The organism is Pedobacter jaeyakensis (assembly GCF_054461315.1).
In genome coordinates this window covers 445,919-465,496 of the sequence record NZ_CM136921.1, presented here as the reverse complement: position 1 = coordinate 465,496, position 19,578 = coordinate 445,919, and the positions used below count along the sequence as shown (strand labels likewise).

The window sequence follows — 19,578 nt, the reverse complement described above, 5'->3', positions numbered from 1 at the left end:
AAAAAAAACAACCGAACCACATGAAGTAACCTTACTCAACCGAACCGAAACCAAGACTGCCCGAAACAAAAAAGGAAAGGACTGCCATCCTTCCCTTTAGCGATTTGATTGGGGTACAGTCCACCTTAAACTTTAGCAAACATTTGCACCAACCAAACCAACGTTAAAATTAATGATTAAAATTTACTTATCACTAGTGATGAAGACCATCATGTGCCTAATGCTCACTGGATTTATGACGGTGAGTGCTGCGAGCTACTCGCAGCAGATTACGCTTAAAGGGAATAAGATACCTTTTACGACGGTAATCGACGCCATCAGAAAACAAAGCGGCTATACCGTTTTTGGCACGAAAAAATTATTAGAATCGGCGAAGCCGGTAACGATAGACGCTAAAAACATGGCCCTTGCGCAGTTTTTAGCTGCAGTTACGCAGGGACAGTCTATGGATTTTGTTATAGAAGACAAGACGGTGTCTTTGTCTGCAATTCCAATTGTACAGAATTCGCCGCAAATACCGGTCAGCAGTATGAGGCAAAATACCCTTACCGGTATTGTGCGCCATGCGCAAACGAGGGAAGCCATGACCGGGGTAACCGTAAAGCTTAAGGGAACAGATTCTGGCACCCAGACCGACGAGAAGGGCCGGTACCGCCTGATCATTCCCACAACAACCAGCAAGCAGGTGATCGTTTTTTCTTATGTAGGTATGAAAACCCTGGAGTTGAACTACCAAAAGCAGGAGACGCTGGATGTTGAATTAGAGCCGGATGAACAGGCAATTGGAGAAATTGTAGTGACCGGAATTTACCAGCGTAACCGTGAAGTATACACGGGTTCTTCTGCGGTATTCAAAGGAAAAGACCTGCTTGTTGTAGGTAACCAAAACATTTTACAGAGTTTAAAAACGCTTGACCCTTCTTTTGCAGTGGTAGAGAACAACACTTTTGGATCTGATCCTAACCGTATACCTGATGTGGAAATACGTGGTAAAAGCAGCGTGATCGGCTTAACTGACCAATTTGCGTCAAACCCCAACCAGCCTCTGTTTATATTAGATGGATTTGAGACGACACTGAGGATCATTGCCGACTTGAGTATGAACCGGGTGGAGAGCATTACCTTATTAAAAGATGCTTCAGCTACCGCTATCTACGGATCAAAAGCAGCAAATGGTGTGGTGGTGGTTGAAACCAAACGTCCATCTGCCGGGGAGCTTCGTATTAACTACACTATGGACGGAACCGTAGGCTTTGCAGATTTAACGGATTATAACCTCATGAATGCTCAGGAAAAGCTGCAGTTTGAATTGTTATCCGGATTTTATGGAAGACTTGATGATAACGGACACATCATTCTGGGCCCCAATCCGCAGCTTGAAATGGTTTATAACAACCGCTTAAAGGATGTTGCCAGGGGCGTAAATACCTATTGGCCCAACGAACCTTTGAGGACAGCATTTACACAGCGACACACCCTATTTGCTGAAGGTGGAGATGCCAACCTGCGTTACAGTACATCTTTTAATTATGGATTGACCAATGGTGTGATGGACGGATCTGACCGGCAGGCAACGAACGGTAATATCAGGCTGTTGTATAGAAAGGGTAAAATCTCAGTGAACAATTCCCTGAGTATCGATAATGTAAATGCCAATCATGAGTCGACCCCCTTTTCCAAGTTTTCCCGGGCAAATCCTTACTACACAAAGTATGATGATTTGGGAGACGTAAGAAAGGTATTGGAAGACTTTAAGCCGTATGGGAATAATTCATTAACGCCTATTTACAGTCCTTTATATGATCAAACCAATTTGAATATTGACCAGGAGAAGAGCCTTGGATTTACAAATAACTTTGAGCTGGAATGGCGAATACTGGAATCGCTGAGAGCCAGGGGTCGTTTTGGACTTAGAAGTACGACGTCAAACAACGTAGTTTTCAGGTCGCCCTTTGACGTGGAATTTGAAGGAGTGGATGTGCTACGTAAAGGCACTTACGATGAACAGAACGGGAAAAACACCAATTATGATGGTGATTTTAGTTTGACTTTTGGGAAAGTATTTCAGGAGAAGCATACCGTAAATGCTGTTGCAGGTATGCGAATGGAGCAGGCAACCAGTAAAACGAGCACATTTGGGGTAAGCGGTTTTATCGATGACGAGTTTTCTAATCCGAATTTCGCATTAGGTTACGTGGCCGGACAAAAAGCAGGTTACCAGGAAGCTAAAAGGCGAACAGCCAGTTTCTTTACCAATGTTGGTTATGCCTTTGACCAAAGATTTTTACTTGATGCCACCCTGCGCTCTGATGGATCATCGGTGTATGGTTCGGACCGTCAATTCTCTGTGATCTGGTCGCTGGGCTTAGGCTGGAACATCCATAAAGAGCGCTTTATACAAGACGGCAATTTTGGCTGGATAGAACAGCTGAGATTGCGCGGATCGATCGGTAATCCAGGTAACCAGAATTTTGACGACTATATCTCCACCAGAATTTACCGTTATAATAACGAAAATCGTAACCCTTTTGGTACCAGTACCATTATCAGCAATATGGGCAACAGAAATTTGCAATGGCAAACTACACTGGACCGCAATATTGGATTGGACTTAACCACACTGGATACGCGCTTGCGCATTACTGCCGATTATTTTAATAAAGACACAGACCCACTATTGGTGTTTATTAGCCTTCCTTCATCAGTTGGTGCGGGCCAGGTTGCACAAAATATTGGTGGGCAGGTAACGAAAGGTTTTACTTTGAGTTCAGATTATGCTTTTATAAAACATGAGGCATTTAACTGGCATGTAAACTTAAACCTGAGAAGGTTAAGGGCCAAGTATCATGATATGGGAAGCCAGCTGAGCAATTTTAACGAAACCAACAAAAGCCGAAACCTGGTTCGATATTACGATGGCGGTAGTCCGTCAGATCTTTGGGCAGTGCGTTCTGTGGGGATTGACCCTGCAACCGGCCGCGAAATTTTCTTAAACAAGAATGGCGAGCAAACCTTTGTTCACAATTACCAGGACGAAGTTATTGTAGGCAACAGTGATCCGGATGTGGAAGGAGTGATTGGTACAAATCTGTACTATAAAGGTTTCACCGCATCGCTTAACCTAAGGTACCGTGTAGGTGGGCAGGCCTTTATGCAAACGCTTTACGACAAAGTAGAAAATATCTCTATCCAGGGCGTTACGCTGAACCAGGACCGCCGTGCATTATATGACAGATGGAAGAAACCGGGGGACAATGCCAATTTTAAGGCGATATCGACAACTGATATCACACCAATGTCTTCACGTTTTGTGGCTGACAATAACATGTTGGTGGGCGAGGCTTTTTCCATAGGGTATGAGAATTCGACTGCTTCCTGGTTAAGGACTGTTCGCGCTTCCTCCATCACATTGAGGGCATACATGAATGATATTTTTCACCTCTCTACCATTAAGAATGAGCGCGGAATAGATTATCCATTTGCGCGTTCCGTATCATTCTCTGCAGGACTAAGATTTTAAACCCAATTACTTAAAAAAATGAAGACACTATATAAAATATCTTTTTGCCTCCTTTTAAGTTTCTTCTCGCTTTCCTGCAAGAAATGGGTAGATGTGAAGCCCACCGACAGGTTAAGCGAAGACCAGCTGTTCGTAAATAAGGAAGGTTATATGAAAGCCCTTAATGGAGTATATGTTGAGTTGACCAATAGTTCCCTGTATGGTCAGAATATGACCACCGGAGCAGTTGACGTGCTGGCTCAATATTACTATTTGAACAGCTCTGTTCATTCGTTCTATAACTACACCACTTTTGTATATACAGATGCCAATGTGAAGATTACGTTTGACAATACCTGGAAGAAAGCCTACGAGCTGATTGCCAATTGCAATGTGATCCTTGAGAAATGTGGCGATTCGCCAAGTGCTGCTTTACCAGATCCTTATTTTAGTATCATTAAAGGAGAAGCACTTGCGTTGCGTGCCATGCTGCACCTGGACATGCTGAGGTTGTTTGGCCCGATTTATAGCGAAGAAAATAAAGCAAAGCCAGCTATACCCTATGTAAATACAACCGGCTACAGCATTTCTCCGATTATTGGTTCTGAAAAGGTGATGGAACTGGTAACCGGCGATCTTAATACGGCCTTAGCGCTTTTGGAAAAAACAGATCCGATACGTACAGAAGGCGTACGCAATACCTCAAACACTACTGGTTCCAACGATTTGTATTACCGCCAGTATCGTTTGAATTACTACGCTGCAAAAGCCCTTTTGGCACGAGCTTACCTATGGCAAGGAAAAAAAGCTGAAGCTTTTGCCCAGGCGGATGCCCTTTTAACAGAAGTGCAGTCAACTACAAAGACGGTGTTCCCCTATGTGACATTTGCCAGTGCAACAAGTGTGGACAAGCCGGATCGCATGTTTTCAACAGAAGTGATGTTTTCCTTGTACAACATAAACAGGAGCTTGATGTACGCCCGCCTTTTCGATGTGAGTTTGCAGGTGAATAGCAAACTGTCCTTTAGTGCCGGTGATGTGAATGTGGCGCGCGTAAATGCGATTTATGATGACGCTAACGATTACCGCCGCAGGGTATGGCAAAGTGCTTCATCAGGTGCCGTAACTGCGACTACCAACATGAAATTTGTGGATATTGTTGATGCGCCCGGCCGTTACATGATGCCGTTGATCCGCTTGTCGGAAGTCCTGCTCATTGCTGCAGAATGTCATCCAGACCTGGCCAAAGGCATTGAGTATTTCAATAAACTGCGGACGGCAAGGAATTGCGTGAGTTTAAATCCTTCTAGCAGCGCCTTATTAAAAACAGAAATCGGGAAAGAATACCGAAGGGAAATGTTGGGCGAAGGACAAACTTTCTTTTTCTATAAAAGGAATTCTTATCAGACCGTTCCAAACCATGCTACTGTAGCGAGTACACCAGAAAAGACCATGGTACAAGCCAATTATACAGTTCCACTGCCAGACAGTGAAATTTCACTAAGAAAATAATTTACGAAGATGAGAAAGTTATTCATTTACATATTGCTTTTCCAGCTGACCGGTATGGTGGGCTGCAAAAAAGCGGACATGTCTTACAAGGGTAAAGAAGGCGTTTACTTTGCTGTTCAGTTTGGTACCAAGTTGTTGCAGAATTCATGGCCTTACGTACCATACAGTCAGGTAGAATTTGTTGCGATTGCTAAAGACGCCGTTGATTTCCCGGTTAAGGTAATGATCACTGGTCCGGTAAAGGACTATGACCGTACTTTCCGCGTGGAAATAAATCCGGACTCTACAACAGCAATTGCCGGTCAGCATTTCGACCCGATACAGCAGGAATGGAAAATTCCGGCAGGAGCTGTTAGCACTAATGTAACGGTTCATTTAAAACGTACGCCAGACCTGGAGCTAAAGCAGGTAACACTTGGATTACGTATTGTAGAGACGAAAGACTTTGTGTCCTCTTTCCCGGAATGGGATGCAATACCATCGCTGACAAGTGGTGTAGTTATTCCTGAATTCGATGCGGGGCTGCATACGCTAAGAATTAACGACATCCTGGTGCAGCCGGCGGTGTGGCCCGGCTCTCTGCAGCCAGGAAACAAAGAATCGGGTCTGTTCGGCGTATTTACGAAAAGAAAGATGCAGTTTCTTATTGATAACCTGGATTTGAAATATGAGGATTTCGCGAGTGCAGAAACCATGCCTCAAGCGCGGTACCTGCTGGTCGCGAGCGATGCCGCACTGATATTGAGGCAACGGTTTGATGCGAAAGATCCGGTGCTCGAAGAAGATGGACGCCTGATGTTTATGGGGAGCGTGCCATGGACATCCATCATTGGAGTTCCATACAAACCTTAGTTATTAATTCTAAAAACAGAGAAATGAAAATACAATACTATATCCTATTGTTTGTCCTGCTGCTGGCAGTTTCATGCAGTAAGGATAAAGGTAATTATGATTACCATCCAATTAACGAGTTGACGATACAGGGCGTAAATACAGAATATACCGTGCGGACCGGTCTTGATACTTTGAAGATCCAACCCAAAATTACCGCCACTATGGATGAGGCAGATACCTCCAGGTATACCCACTTATGGATTTTAAAATTGGGAACTTTCTCGTTTGATACCATCGGCCGCAGGAAAAGCCTGGTGTATCCAATCAAATTGAATGCCGTGCCTTACGACCTGTTTTACCGCGTTTTGGATACGAAAACAGGAGTTACCTGGATTGCCAACGTGAAGCTGAATGTGAGCACACCTTATTCAAAAGGCATATTGATTATGGGAGAAGATGAAGCGGGTTATGCAGAGACAGAAATGCTTTCTATGCTGAAAGATACTATCCATATCAAGAACCTGTTATCGAAAAGCGGCTTGCCAAGACTTCGCGATCCGATCAGCTTCTTACATACCGGAGGTTCTGACACTTACGTGAAGCTATGGGTGTTTACAAAAAGCGGATCCTATTTCTTGGACCGTGCCACCTTGGCGGGTAAGGAGAGCAACAATTTCAGCAGAACCTTATATGTTTCTGAGCAATTGAATGCGGATGGATTACAGCCTGTAGTGCTGGCCCCTCAAATAACAACAGCAGCCGGAAATATAGGCAGCAGTTTATACCGGGCAGTGGTAACAAAGGCAGGAGATGTTTTTGCAGGTGTTCCGCTGTTAATGGGCGGCGATTACTTTAACAATCCGATCAACAGACTGGCCACTGCGCAACAAACACGGATACCGGCTGCACCCTACCTATTTTACCCGATTGGGAGTATGAATTCTATTATGTGGTATGATACCCAAAACAACCGCTTCCTGAATTGCGCAGCGATAGGTACTGCGGTAGCATCCACTACGTTAACCGATGTGGGTACTGATGCTTTTCCATGGAACCAGCCTGCTGGCCGCACATTGGTGTATGCAGAGAACAGCCGAAATACAGATGGTGGATCTACAGGGGGTAACTCGTTCGCGATCATGAAAGATGCCGACAATACCCATCGCATCTACAAGTTTTATGCGAATGGAACCAACCCGGCAAAGCGCGCACTTTATACCATTAAATCAATCGCAACTGATTTTGATAAAGCGAAGTTTTATGCATTCTCTTCTAACCGGTCGGTTGTGTTTTATGCGGTAGGGAACAAACTATACGCATACGACTATAACCCCGGTTTTGAAAAAATATACACGTTTGCGGAAACTGGTGGTGATGAAATTAGCATGATTAAGTTTGATACCCAGATTGATTTTGCAACCAACAGTTTGTACATCGCAACCTACAATAGCACGACTAAAGGGAAATTAAGCCGGTACAAGGTGGGAACTAATCCCAATGTAGTAGAACTGCAATTACAACCTAAGAGTACCTGGCAAGGAATGGTTAAAATAAAAGACATCAACTGGCGCGCAGTAAATTAAAAACATTAAAGATTAAGAACATGAAATTAAAAAGATTAAGCACATTTCTTTTGTTGTTGAGCCCGGTTTTAGGGTTCTCACAATCGGCAGACTATACCCTTAAAGGCAAGGTTAACCCTAAATATAACGGTCGCTTCGTTAAGCTATATTACACAGCTGACAATGCCCCTAAGAAAACAAATGACAGTGTGGAAATTACCAAAGGAGCATTTGTATTTCAAGGCAAAATGGATCGCCCTGCTGCGGCAAAAGTTAGTTTGGGGAATGAAGATAAAGGAGATAGAATCGATTTTTTCTTAGCGCCCGGAACCACAAATATCACCACGAAGGACTCCATCAGGTATGCGCAGATTAGCGGTACGAAGCTGGCAGAATCTTATGAAAAGCTGGCAAAAAAGCTGAGACCTTTAGATGGTAAATTCTTTAGTGGGCTGGCCGCTTATCAGGCAATGCCGGAAGGGGAAGCGAAAAAAGCTTATGTTACACAGTTATTGGCAGGTCTTGACAGTTATTCCCAACAGAAAAGAGAAATCATCCGTCAATTTGCTGCGGAGAATCCTGATTCCTATGTGTCGTTATATTTTTTAGATAAAAATTCTCCAGGCGTTCTGCTCAATTACGAGGCGACTAATCCATCTTACGAGAAATTAAGTACTTCAATGAAAGAAACTGCTTTAGGGAAGGAGTTGGCAGAGCGGCTAGCAAAAGTTAAAGGAGCGCTTATGGGCGCTCAATTTAAGGATTTTGCATCAACCACGCCTGAAGGAAAGGAACTTACTTTAAAAGAAGTGGTGGGCAAGAATAAATACACCCTGGTTGATTTCTGGGCAAGCTGGTGCGGTCCGTGCAGAAAGGAAAACCCTAATGTGGTAAAGACTTTTAATGCCTTTAAAGACAAAGGTTTCACGGTTTTGAGCGTATCGTTAGATGATGATGCTGCCAAATGGAAAGCAGCTATTGAGAAAGATGGTATGCCATGGTTTCATGTTTCCAGTTTGAAAGGTTGGAAGGAGCCTGCCGCAGCACTATATAACATACGTGCTATTCCGCAGAATGTGTTGGTAGATGGCAATGGCAAGGTGGTGGCGACAAACCTTCGCGCGGAGACGCTGTATAATAAAATAGAAGCACTTTTAAACTAATCGGTGCCTGCCATAATGCTTTGATAATTGAAATTATTTACGGTGCGGTACAATAATTCGAATACGGTAGCGTATTATTCTATGAGAGCGTTAATTTAGATGAGCGGGAATGGTCGGTATGATCGTTCCCGTTTTTTTATGAATTGCTCAAGGGGAACGACAAAAAGAAGGTAGTTCCATTTCCTGGCGAACTTGTTACGGTGATTTTACCGTTTTGCAATTCTGTAAATTCTTTGCAAAGCAAGAGTCCGAGGCCTACGCCCTTCTCGTTATTGGTACCATAAGTGGAGACCGATTTCATCGAGAAGATTTCTTTTGCTTTCTCTTCAGTGAAGCCAATGCCATTGTCTCTGATCATCAGTGTAGCAAAATCACCTTCCATATTACTGGAAATCCCAATTTCGCCACCTGTTTTGGTAAACTTGATGGCATTGTTGAGCAGGTTACGAACTACCAATTTGAGCATGTCGATATCTGCAAGGATGCAGATGTGCGGTGGGATATTATTGCTGATGCTAATCTTTTTGTCGATTGCAGCATAATGTTGCACAGAAATACAGGCATCAACAACTTCGAGCAAATTAACTGGAATGAGCTGTACCTTTACTCCACCTTCCATTTGTGAGCGCGTCCAGGAAAGGAGGTTAAAGAGCATGGTTTGTGTATTCTTGGTTTCCTGCAGGAGGTTAATCTTGATTGCTTTTTTCTCGCTCTCGTCCAGATCGAAATCTGTAAGTACCTCCAAAAAACCCTGTATGGAATTTAAAGGGGATCTTAAGTCGTGCGACAGGATGGACAGTAGTTTGGTTTTTGCATCGTTGGCATCCTGAAGTGCCCTGGAAGCATCAATTGCTTTCATTTTTTCTTGCTGCTGGCTTTTGATCAGATAGCTGAGCACAACAATAATGCAAAGGATAACCGCAAGATAGGAGCTTAAAGAATCAATAAAATAGCCTGAGCGGTCTGCGTACGATCTTTTGATCAGCGTTGGCTCAAAGTACTCCAATGAGATGAGGGTAGTAACGAAACAGGCATTGACCATTACCCAGAAGATGGACTGGCGCAATGACATTACGGACACAATAAAGACCACGCAGAGGATAAACAGCAGCAAAGTTGGTCCTTGCAGGCCAGAATTATAAAAATAGTTGGCTATAAGCAACAGGTTGCTGCATAGGGTAAAAATAAACAGACTTGACTTTAGGTTGCCAAGGAAGCGCGAGTTGTAGTATAAGCCGAGCAGGAGTACCAGGGTGGTAAAAAGAATGACATTAACATTCGGTACCTTTATGAAGAGATTAATGAGTATAATGACCGGCATTGCGATAATACCGATGATACTAAGCTGGTGAAATATACGAGCTTGCATGCTGGTTTGACTTACATCGCCTACCAATTTGGCATGAAGATCTTTTACAGCGGAGAACATACTTAGTTTATAAAGGGTTTGTTTGGGTAAGCAAAGATAGAAATTGCGCGTCAGTAGAAATGAATTGTCTGTTAAAATATGTTAAATAACCTATAGTATGTGATTGCTTCATTAATTTTGGTATACTGATATGAAGAAAAGAAGTCTTTGGTTGATAACTGCACTGATGACCATAGCTTTGCTTGGCGTTTTTGTAATGCAGTTGTATTACATCAGGGAGGCCTATATTTTGAAGTCGCAGCTTTTCGAAAATGACGTGAACGAGGTACTCAATGGCGTTGTTAACAAGGTACAGAAACGCTATGCCGCACTGCACATCGATCAAAAACATCTGCAAGTTAAACAACAAAAAGACAGGGATTTTAGAGATAAGGCACAGCAAATCGTTGATTTTAAAGAGAACTACAGGGAGCAAGAGGCGAAACGCAAGTATTTGCAGGAGAAGAAGATCAATGACGACTTAAACCGCAGGGACAGTTTGCTCAGCTTGAACCTTTCCAATCCTACGGTGATCACTGAAGAGATCTTCCAACAGATATCTGCTAAAGATTCCAAAGGAAAATCACCCTTGCAAGTGCAGGTAGACCTTTACAAAGATGAGTTTGGAAATGTTAGGGCAAGAATAAATCAGACGATCATTTCTTTAAAACGCCCTTCGACATTTTCTATGAATAGCGGCGATATACCCGATAGCATCAGGTACATTGCTTTTGATCCGGCTACTTTGAACCCTATCGCTTTTACACTGGAGCGGGTGAGAACAGAGATGGCCACTAAATTTAAAATTGAGGACAATGTTGCGGAACAGGAATACAAGGAAGGGTTAAAAAAACTGCTGGATGATACGGTTGTTTCTGATCCCAGTAACCTCAACTATTTGGCAGACCTGGAAAAGGAAATGCGGCAGGTGTACGTACCCATAAACCAGCGTGTAAACCGCGATAATTTAGATACCCTGTTAAAAAAGGAGTTGCTGAACCGCAACATCAGTTTGCCTTATGATTTTTGGCTGAAAACAGCTGATAAAGATTCATTAGTTTACCGTAAGGCCTCTCATTCTATCGGCGATAATTTGCCGGAAAATACGTTTAAGACCACATTATTTAACAATGAGATTTTTGGAGACCCGGGGATACTGTATGTGAGTTTCCCAAATAAGAACGGGCTGATACTGGGAAACATGTGGACAACCATGGCCTCATCTGCCGGCTTGTTATTGGTGTTGGTATTCATCTTTGCGTATACCATTTACGCCATCCTGCAGCAGAAGAAAATATCGGAGATGAAAACAGATTTCATCAACAACATGACGCACGAGTTTAAAACGCCTGTGGCTACCATCATGATTGCGAGCGAAGCATTGAAAGATCCTGAAATAGTGGAGGACAAGAAACGCATTAGTCGACTTGCCGGTATTATTTACGATGAAAATGTAAGGCTGGGCAACCACATTGAGCGCGTGCTGAGTATTGCGCGGCTGGAAAAAAAGGAACTGAAACTGGAGCACCAGGAGGTGAACGTTAACGACCTCATTACAGCGGTTCTGGATAGCATGCACCTGCAGCTGGAGAAGAAAGGTGCGATAATTAACCTGGATTTGGATGCCGTTGATCCGATCATTTTTGGAGATGAGCTGCACCTGTCTAACGTGATCTATAATTTAGTGGACAATGCCAATAAGTATAGTTTAGAACATCCGGAAATTTCCATTAAATCCGTTACCACATCAAAAGGGCTAACCATTGAGATTGCCGATAAGGGGATCGGGATGACCAAGGAACAGTCAAAGCGTGTGTTTGACCAGTTTTACAGGGTTCCAACCGGTAATCTTCACGATGTGAAGGGATTTGGTTTGGGGCTAAATTACGTACAAGATATTGTTAACCAAATGGGCGGCACCATCAAGTTGCACAGCGAAAAAGATAAAGGAACCACATTCATTATAAACTTACCGATTAACTAAATTAACAGCACATGAAACGAATTCTATTGGTAGAGGATGATCCAAATCTGGGACTATTGTTGCAGGACTACCTGCAGCTAAAAGGTAAATTTGACGTGGTACTTTGTGTAGATGGAGATGAGGGTTTGCGTGCCTTTACCAAACAAGACTTTGATTTGTGCATTTTGGATGTAATGATGCCTAAGAAAGACGGTTTTACTTTAGGTAAGGAGATTAGAAAAATTAATGAACATGTGCCCATTATTTTCGCTACGGCAAAAGCGATGATGGAAGATAAAGCTTCGGCCTATGATCTGGGAGGCGACGATTACATTACCAAGCCATTTCGAATTGAAGAACTACTTTTGCGTATCAACGCTTTGCTGAAGCGGGTTCAGGTAAAAGAAGGATTGGATACAAGCGCATCTCAAACGAATTTCCAGATCGGTGAATACGAGTTTGATTATACCACCCAGTTGGTTCATTTTAGAGGTCAGCAACAAAAGCTTTCTACCAAGGAAGCGGAACTGCTGAAATTGCTTTGCCTGAAGAAAAATGCGGTACTTACACGGGAGGAAGCCTTGCTGAGCATTTGGCATGACGACAATTATTTTAACGGTCGCAGTATGGATGTGTTCTTAAGTAAACTAAGAAAATACCTGCGTGAGGATCCCAAAGTAGAAATCCTCAATGTGCATGGAAAAGGATATAAGCTGCTGGTAGGTTAAAGTGTAAAGGCTTTAACTGCTGATTTCCCGTATACTCCCCAATCTTTTAAAGCACGATTAATGGTCTCAATTAAGCCCTTGTTGTCGGTTGCTTTTCCTTTTGTTGGCGGTTTAACCGCTTCGGCCGGCATCGCTTTATCTGTAACTGTTTTTGCAAACCAGGTGATGTTCTCATGCGGCAGGGCTACGCCAAGGATCATGCCCGGTAAACCCGTGAAAGATTCCGGGCCGCCTGATACAGGAATTTTATCCGTATAAAAAGCCACTACATAAATAGAATCCATGATGATGGCATTTGCCCTTCTGCATTCATACCCTGCAATGGTGCGGACTTCACTGGTTAATTTCCAATTGATCTTGCGAACGGAATCTTTTACCAGGAAGGTTTCCTCATAAACTTTTTTCTGCGCGGAATAGGTGCCATTTGCAAGGTCTGTGTGAATTATACTATTCTGCTGGACCATTGGGTTATCATTAAAGCCACGAGATTCTGGTTGAATGGCAGGTGTAAACAACGTTTTATCTTTGGTAAAATTGAGTGTACTGTTTAACACTTTAAACTGCGGACTGTTCTTTTTCTGAGCATCGTAATACTCTCTCATAAAGCCATCCTGTGACAGTTCCAGTGATTTTTTAAGCAGCGCATGCATATTCACTGTTTTCTCAAACTCGATTGTACCTTCAAATGGAAATCTGACATTTTGTGACAGCGCACTGTAGCAACTGGTGATGATCAGGAAGCCGGTTAATACTATATTTTTATTCATGACGAGGTTATTTTTTTGTTGTGCCGCCCATTTTATTGAAATCCCAGGTGATGGAACCCATGAAGTAGCGTTTGATGGTGGTGAATCTGTTTTGAGTAATCATATTTCCGTAGGCAGAACGGGTAAAGCCATTATTTTGGTTTAATAAGTCGTTAGCCCTGATGCTCATCTTAAGGGCATCGGTTTTGAGGAACTTTTTGCTGATGCCTGCATTAACAATAAAGCGCTCCAGCCTATCGTTAAAGGCCTGCGTTTGTGCCTTGTAAGTATACACCCCGTCAGAGTTGATTTCTATTTTTCCCGGAAGGTAAATGCTGAGGTAATAGTTGGCATCCAGGCCCCAGCCCTTGCTGCCCGTATTTTGTAAAGAGGAAGTAATTGCTGTATAGGCAGGACCAACACCCATGTTTAAGTTGTACATTTTCTCCTTGTTCTTTCTGACATAAAGTTTGCCGTAAACATCGGCATAACGGGATTCGTTAAGTGCATCGTTAACCATGTTAAAGCTGGTGCTTCCGTTGCCGCTTACTTCGAGGCCGACGTTTATATCCAATGCTTTTATTTTCTTATCTGACGAAGCGTAGATATTGAAATTGCTGGAATTTCTATCGCTTAGGTTTACCGCCTGATAAGTGGTTTTACCGGCTGCATCGGTAACCGTATTGTTGGTGATGGAGTTGGTTTCTATTCCATAAGATGCACTGACCCACAAACTCTGTTCTGTAAGAATTTTATAGGAGCTGTAATATACATTTAGATAGTTTGAAAATGATGGGCGCAAGTTTGGATTGCCGAGTGTGATGTTTAATGGGTCTGTATTTACCAGAATTGGCTGTACCTGGCTGATCTGTGGCTGTTGTGTGCGGCCGGAGTAGTCTATGCTAACTGACCTTTGTTGTGAAAAGCGATATTGATAGGAAGCCTGAGGGTTCCAGTTGATGAAATCCCTTTTGAAAGACTGGCCGGTGTAACCATCGATCTGGTTGAATTTTACCGCGTTCACTTTTGTGCCTAACCTAACCGTAGTTTTATCTTTTCTGTAATTGAAATTGGCTCCTCCCTGATTGCTGAGCTGATTAAACTGGTAATCGTTACTGAATAGCGGATCAGGCAGATCATAACTACCCGAGGCAGATTGGTTGTAGGACTGTCTGTTGGAACTGCTGTTGTTGATGTTTAATCCGTAGTTGAGCGTTAAGCTAACGAGTTTAGATAGCGGCTCAGTGTAGGTGAGGTTGGCGTTCGTAACAGCACTTTCACTATTGTTGGTTTTGTACTGGTTAATGCGTTGGGTACTGTCTAAAGCAGATGAGGCATTAAAAAATTGATTGGTAGACCTGAGATAACCTTCGGCATCGCTTTTAGTCAGTGATTGTTTTACATTGAGGGAAAGCGTGCGGCCCTTTTTCTTTAGTTTTTTAGTCCACAAGACCCCGGCATTGAAAAGCTGCTGATCCTCGTCGTTATTTAAAAAGCGCTCACTTGTGTTGAGTAATGTGCTGTCTGCCCTGCGGTTTGAAGAGCCGAACTGGTCGTTCGTTTTGCTGTTCTTATTGGTGCCGTCCACTGTGAACCTGAGGGTTGAAGTAGAATCCAATCTGAGGGTATAGGTGGCATCGAGCTTTTGCCTGAACATTTGGTTATCAAACAACTGATCGGAATTGCTGTTGAGCAGGCCAGTTGGCAGGTTGTTTTGCGTTAAGGTATTCCTGCTGCCTTTAACGCCAATTGAACCAATTTTATAGTTGGTGTTGAGGCCATGCTTGTCATTGTCCCATTTGTTCTCATAATGCAGGCCTCCGACTTTTGCCGTTGGGATACCTTGTCCATTGTAACGTCCATCCCAGGAATCGAGGTCATCTCCGCCATCCATGTAAAACATGATGCCGCCATCGTCCGTAACTTCAGACATGCCGCCTGAACTACTGTACTTGCTGTTGTCGTCCCATCCGAGGCCAACAGTACCCGTGTTGCTTAAAATCCCGTACCCGGAGAAACGCTCTTTGCCTTTAAATATATTGAGCATTGCCTGGCCGCCGTAGAATTTGTTGGTGCCACCGGAGGCTTCCGTTTTACCAAAGTAGCCGTTTTTTTTATCCTCTTTAAGTTTGATGTTAATGGTTTTGTCTTTTACACCGTCATCGATCCCTGTGAAGGTAGCCTGATCGCTCTTTTTGTCGTAAAGCTGAACTTTATCCACCATGTCGGCCCTTAGGTTTTTGGTAACCAAAGTTGGGTCGTCACCAAAGAATTCTTCACCATCTACCAGTACCTTATTGACCGCTTTGCCCTGGGCGGTGATCTTACCATCCTTATCAATGGTGATTCCTGGAAGTTGCTTGAGCAGGTCTTCCACTTTATCATTGGCCTGGATGGTATAACTTCCTGCATTGAACTCGGTCGTATCACCTTTAATCTTTATGGCTGCAACTTTGCCCTGAATGATCACGCCTTCTAAAAGTGTAGATTTTAATACCAGATTTACTGGTCCGAAGTCTTTAACCGGTTTCATGCTGTCCAGCGCAAAATCTTCCGTATAATCTGCATAGCCGGGGTAGGTAATGAGCATGATGAACTTGCCGGCACGCAGGTTGGTTAAACTGAAAGCGCCCTCTGGGTTGACCCTGGTAAATTTGACAAGTGTAGAATCTTTTTGGTTAAGAATGGTAACAGCTGCGTTGACCATTTTGTACGTAGCGGCGGTATCGGTTACACCACCTTTAACAACATAAGGGTTTTGAGCGAGCGCGTAGGTGCTAAGCAGCAGGCCTAGCAACCAGAGGGAAAGTATCTTCATATGAGAGTTTGGTTACGACACTAAGGTATAACTAAAGCTTTAGTATTTAAGTAAATCATATGTTAAATGTTGTTAAGAATTGTTAAATGATGCAGGAAAGATCAGTTTTACATACTTTTGCTTATGCTTAACACTGAAACTGCCGATCCTGCCGAACTGGCTGCAAGATTTGTGAACTATACATCTAAGCACATTTTTTTAACGGGGAAGGCCGGTACAGGTAAGACAACTTTTTTAAAGAAATTAACAGCGCTTACGCATAAAAAGGCGGTGATAGCTGCACCTACAGGCATCGCTGCGATTAACGCGGCTGGTGTAACCATACACTCCCTGTTCCAGCTGCCTTTTGGTGCTTACCTGCCAAAAGCCCCAGTGGCGGAGGGAGATCATTACAACCAGCAGTACAATACGGCTAAATCAATTGTGAGACATCTGAATATGACTTCCGCGAAGCGGAAAGTGCTGACAGATATGGAGCTGCTCGTTATTGATGAAGTGAGTATGCTGAGGGCCGATTTGCTGGACGCTATAGATATGGTGCTGCGCTACATCAGAAAGAAGGGGAATGAAGCTTTTGGTGGCGTTCAGGTATTGTTTATTGGAGATTTGCACCAGCTGCCACCAGTGGTGAAATCTACAGAGTGGAACTTACTTGGGCAATTTTATAAAAGTGCCTATTTTTTTGATGCACATGTGCTGCAGCAGAGTCCGCCGGTTTACATAGAATTGGAGAAAATATACCGGCAGGCCGACGATGTATTTATAGGCTTACTGAATAATTTGCGGAACAATACGGTTAGCCATGCAGATATAGCATTGCTGGAACAGCATTACCAGGCTGATTTTAAGCCCCCTCTGGGTGAAAAATACATCACCCTTACTACCCACAACAACAAGGCAGATGAGATGAACAGGCATAGCTTGCAGGAATTGCATGCCAGCTCAGTTTACTTTAAGGCGAAAATAGAGAAGGAGTTTAGTGAGTTTGCTTTTCCGGCAGAAGAAACCCTGGAGTTGAAAGTGGGTGCTCAGGTGATGTTCATCAAAAATGATCCTACAGGCGAGCAGCGTTTTTTTAATGGAAAGATTGCAACAGTTACCCGACTTAAAGCAGATGTGATAGAGGTGCAGCCAGAAGGTGGTATCGCAAAGATCATTGTTGAAAAATACACCTGGAAAAATATTAAATATACCACCGATAAAATAACAGGAGAGATCGAGGAAGACCTGATTGGTACCTTTACGCAGTACCCGCTAAAGCTGGCCTGGGCAATTACGGTTCATAAAAGTCAGGGTTTGACATTTGATAAAGCGATAATAGACATCGGCAATGCCTTTGCTCCCGGGCAAATCTATGTTGCCTTGTCGCGATTAAGGTCGCTCCAGGGTCTGGTTCTCACCTCGTTAATTTCTGGAGCCGGGATCAGGCAGGACCAGCATGTATCTTTCTTTTCGAGGAGCAAGCCAGATCAGGTAACCCTGCTTGCACAGGTGGAGCGGGAGAGCGAATTGTTTTTGAAGACCTACCTGATGCAGTGTTTTGATTTGGCCGGTCTGGATAATTATGTATATGACCATGTGCATTCTTATACCAAAGACATGAGCAAATCTGCCAAACAGAAGCATTTCAAATGGGCAGAAAAACTGTTGACTTCAGTAATAGCCGTACGATCAAACGCTTCGAAATTTCTAGGTCAGCTGGAACGGTTAAGCAAGGATGGATCACCAGCGGGCATGCAGAATTTGCTGGAGCGCGTAAGAGCGGCAGAGGGCTATTTTACGCCCTTGCTGCATGATTTTTCAGAACACATTTTTGAGCGGATGGAGCTGGTTAAGCAGGATAAGCAAGTACTGGAGTATTTGGCTGAATTGCTGGAAATGGAGGGCCGTTTTTACGATTGCTATAAGCGGATGAAAAAAGCGCCGGCGCTTCTGGAAGCGGTGATTGAAGGAAGGGATTTTAAGCGTGCAGATGCAGAGGGGCTGATTGATGTGGCAGGAAGAGGAAAAAGAATGCTGAAGGTATTCTCCATGGAAGGGACTTTAGATTTTACCCAAAAGAAGGTAAGCAAAACTAAGACGACTAAAAGTAAAAAGGCAGATCCTTCAAAAGAGGCAAAACCAGATACGAAAGCGCTTTCTCTGGAATTGTTTAAAGAAGGAAAGAATATCCGTCAGATCGCGGTAGCCCGAAAAATGGCAGAAGGCACAATAGAGGGGCACCTGGCCCATTATGTAGCCAAACAGGAAATTTCAGGTAAAGACTTGATTGGCGCCGGAAAGCTGGACAAGATTATGAAGACCATTAAGGAATTAAAATCGATGCAGATGAATGCCATCCGGGAGAAGCTGGGACGGGACTATAGTTTTGGTGAGATCAAAATTGGTATCGCAGCGCACCTTGCGGAGGGCGACGATTAAAAGTTTAGTTCCCCCTCAAATACCTTTTCTGCTGGTCCGCATAAGAAAACATTGGTAAACTGGCTACCATTATAATCGAATTCGATGCGTAAATCGCCACCGAGTACTTTAACAGGAGTTTTAATGTGTCCGCTTTGCCCGTTCTGTTTTGCCATGGATAGTGCAACGGCGGTAACGCCAGTGCCGCAGGCGTAGGTCTCGTCTTCCACACCTCGCTCAAAAGTTCGTACAAAAAGATGGTCACCCTTATCTTCAACAAAGTTTACATTGATGCCCTCGGCTTTATAGGTGGAATTGTTACGGATTTCGTAGCCTTTCTGATAAACGTCTAGCTGATCCAGACCTACAGTTTCGGTTACATAATGAGGAGAACCGGTATTTAAGACAAAAGCATCACCATCACGAGTGATGGTTTCTATATCAATCATCTGTAGATCAACCCAATTACCGTTTTCTGAAATTTTGGCATAATGAGGACCATCTACTGCCAAAAAGGTAGTTTCTTTGTCTATTATTCCCAAATGCCTGGCGAACGCGACAATACATCTGCCCCCATTACCACACATGCTCCCTGGTCGCCCGTCAGCATTGAAATAAAGCATTTCAAAGTCGTAATCAGGGTGGTTAGTGAGAAACATTAATCCGTCCCCACCGATTCCAAAACGCCTGTTGCACAGTTTCGCAATCCGGTCATAATCAATATCTTTAATAGGTGATTCGCGATGATCGATCAAGATAAAATCATTACCTGCGCCTTGATATTTGTGGAAATGGATCTTCATATTAGACAAGCTGGGCTATTTAACATAATTTAACAGAATTCATGACCTTTCGGAGATGCAAATATCGTTTATATGGTATTAAATTTGAATAAGTGAAAGAAAATAAGTTTGCTGTTGCGACTTATGTGACTTAAAACTGTTA

General features: G+C 43.3%; 12 protein-coding genes. 8 read left to right on the top strand and 4 right to left on the bottom strand.

The window, feature by feature from the left end; translation table 11 throughout:
- Positions 1–172 precede the first annotated feature (172 nt).
- Genes ACXZ1K_RS02170 through ACXZ1K_RS02150 form a run of 5 tightly spaced genes read left to right on the top strand, consistent with a single transcriptional unit; the run spans position 173 to position 8,570 of the window.
- Positions 173–3,520, top strand: a complete 3,348-nt coding sequence (locus tag ACXZ1K_RS02170) for a SusC/RagA family TonB-linked outer membrane protein (RefSeq protein ID WP_458971743.1) — start codon at positions 173–175, stop codon at positions 3,518–3,520.
- An 18-nt stretch (positions 3,521–3,538) separates the two neighbouring features.
- Positions 3,539–5,011: a RagB/SusD family nutrient uptake outer membrane protein gene (locus ACXZ1K_RS02165; protein ID WP_458971742.1), complete on the top strand. Its 1,473-nt coding sequence runs from the start codon at positions 3,539–3,541 to the stop codon at positions 5,009–5,011.
- 9 nt (positions 5,012–5,020) lie between these two features.
- Positions 5,021–5,863, top strand: coding sequence for a DUF4843 domain-containing protein (locus tag ACXZ1K_RS02160; RefSeq protein WP_458971741.1), 843 nt, complete (start codon positions 5,021–5,023; stop codon positions 5,861–5,863).
- 23 nt (positions 5,864–5,886) lie between these two features.
- A complete protein-coding gene (locus tag ACXZ1K_RS02155) occupies positions 5,887–7,428 on the top strand; it encodes a PKD-like family lipoprotein (RefSeq protein WP_458971740.1) in 1,542 nt (513 codons plus the stop codon).
- Positions 7,429–7,448: 20 nt separating this feature from the next.
- Positions 7,449–8,570, top strand: a complete 1,122-nt coding sequence (locus ACXZ1K_RS02150; protein ID WP_458971739.1) for a thioredoxin-like domain-containing protein — start codon at positions 7,449–7,451, stop codon at positions 8,568–8,570.
- 136 nt (positions 8,571–8,706) lie between these two features.
- Here the strand turns inward: ACXZ1K_RS02150 and ACXZ1K_RS02145 are convergent, their stop codons facing one another.
- Positions 8,707–9,999 carry a sensor histidine kinase gene (locus tag ACXZ1K_RS02145; protein WP_458971738.1) on the bottom strand — a complete coding sequence of 431 codons (1,293 nt, stop codon included), beginning with the start codon at positions 9,997–9,999 and terminating at the stop codon, positions 8,707–8,709.
- Between the two features lie 130 nt (positions 10,000–10,129).
- Here ACXZ1K_RS02145 and ACXZ1K_RS02140 point away from each other — a divergent pair, with 130 nt between their 5' ends.
- A complete protein-coding gene (locus ACXZ1K_RS02140; RefSeq protein WP_458971737.1) occupies positions 10,130–11,962 on the top strand; it encodes a sensor histidine kinase in 1,833 nt (610 codons plus the stop codon).
- A gap of 11 nt (positions 11,963–11,973) precedes the next feature.
- Positions 11,974–12,669, top strand: coding sequence for a response regulator transcription factor (locus tag ACXZ1K_RS02135; RefSeq protein ID WP_458971736.1), 696 nt, complete (start codon positions 11,974–11,976; stop codon positions 12,667–12,669).
- Here ACXZ1K_RS02135 and ACXZ1K_RS02130 read toward each other — a convergent pair.
- Complete coding sequence (locus ACXZ1K_RS02130) at positions 12,666–13,436, bottom strand: GLPGLI family protein (protein WP_458971735.1); 771 nt, start codon at positions 13,434–13,436, stop codon at positions 12,666–12,668. The genes ACXZ1K_RS02135 and ACXZ1K_RS02130 overlap by 4 nt on opposite strands.
- A 7-nt stretch (positions 13,437–13,443) precedes the next feature.
- Positions 13,444–16,233 (bottom strand): outer membrane beta-barrel family protein, encoded by a 2,790-nt coding sequence (locus tag ACXZ1K_RS02125; RefSeq protein ID WP_458971734.1) that lies wholly within the window; start codon positions 16,231–16,233, stop codon positions 13,444–13,446.
- Between the two features lie 123 nt (positions 16,234–16,356).
- Between ACXZ1K_RS02125 and ACXZ1K_RS02120 the strand changes: the two genes are divergently transcribed.
- The gene (locus ACXZ1K_RS02120) at positions 16,357–18,654 is read left to right on the top strand and encodes a helix-turn-helix domain-containing protein (protein ID WP_458971733.1); all 2,298 of its coding nucleotides are present in this window, start codon (positions 16,357–16,359) and stop codon (positions 18,652–18,654) included.
- On the opposite strand, the gene dapF is transcribed toward ACXZ1K_RS02120, so the two are convergent.
- On the bottom strand, positions 18,651–19,436 hold the full coding sequence (gene dapF, locus ACXZ1K_RS02115) for a diaminopimelate epimerase (protein WP_458971732.1): 786 nt from the start codon (positions 19,434–19,436) through the stop codon (positions 18,651–18,653). The two genes, ACXZ1K_RS02120 and dapF, sit on opposite strands and share 4 nt — an antisense overlap.
- Positions 19,437–19,578 lie beyond the last annotated feature (142 nt).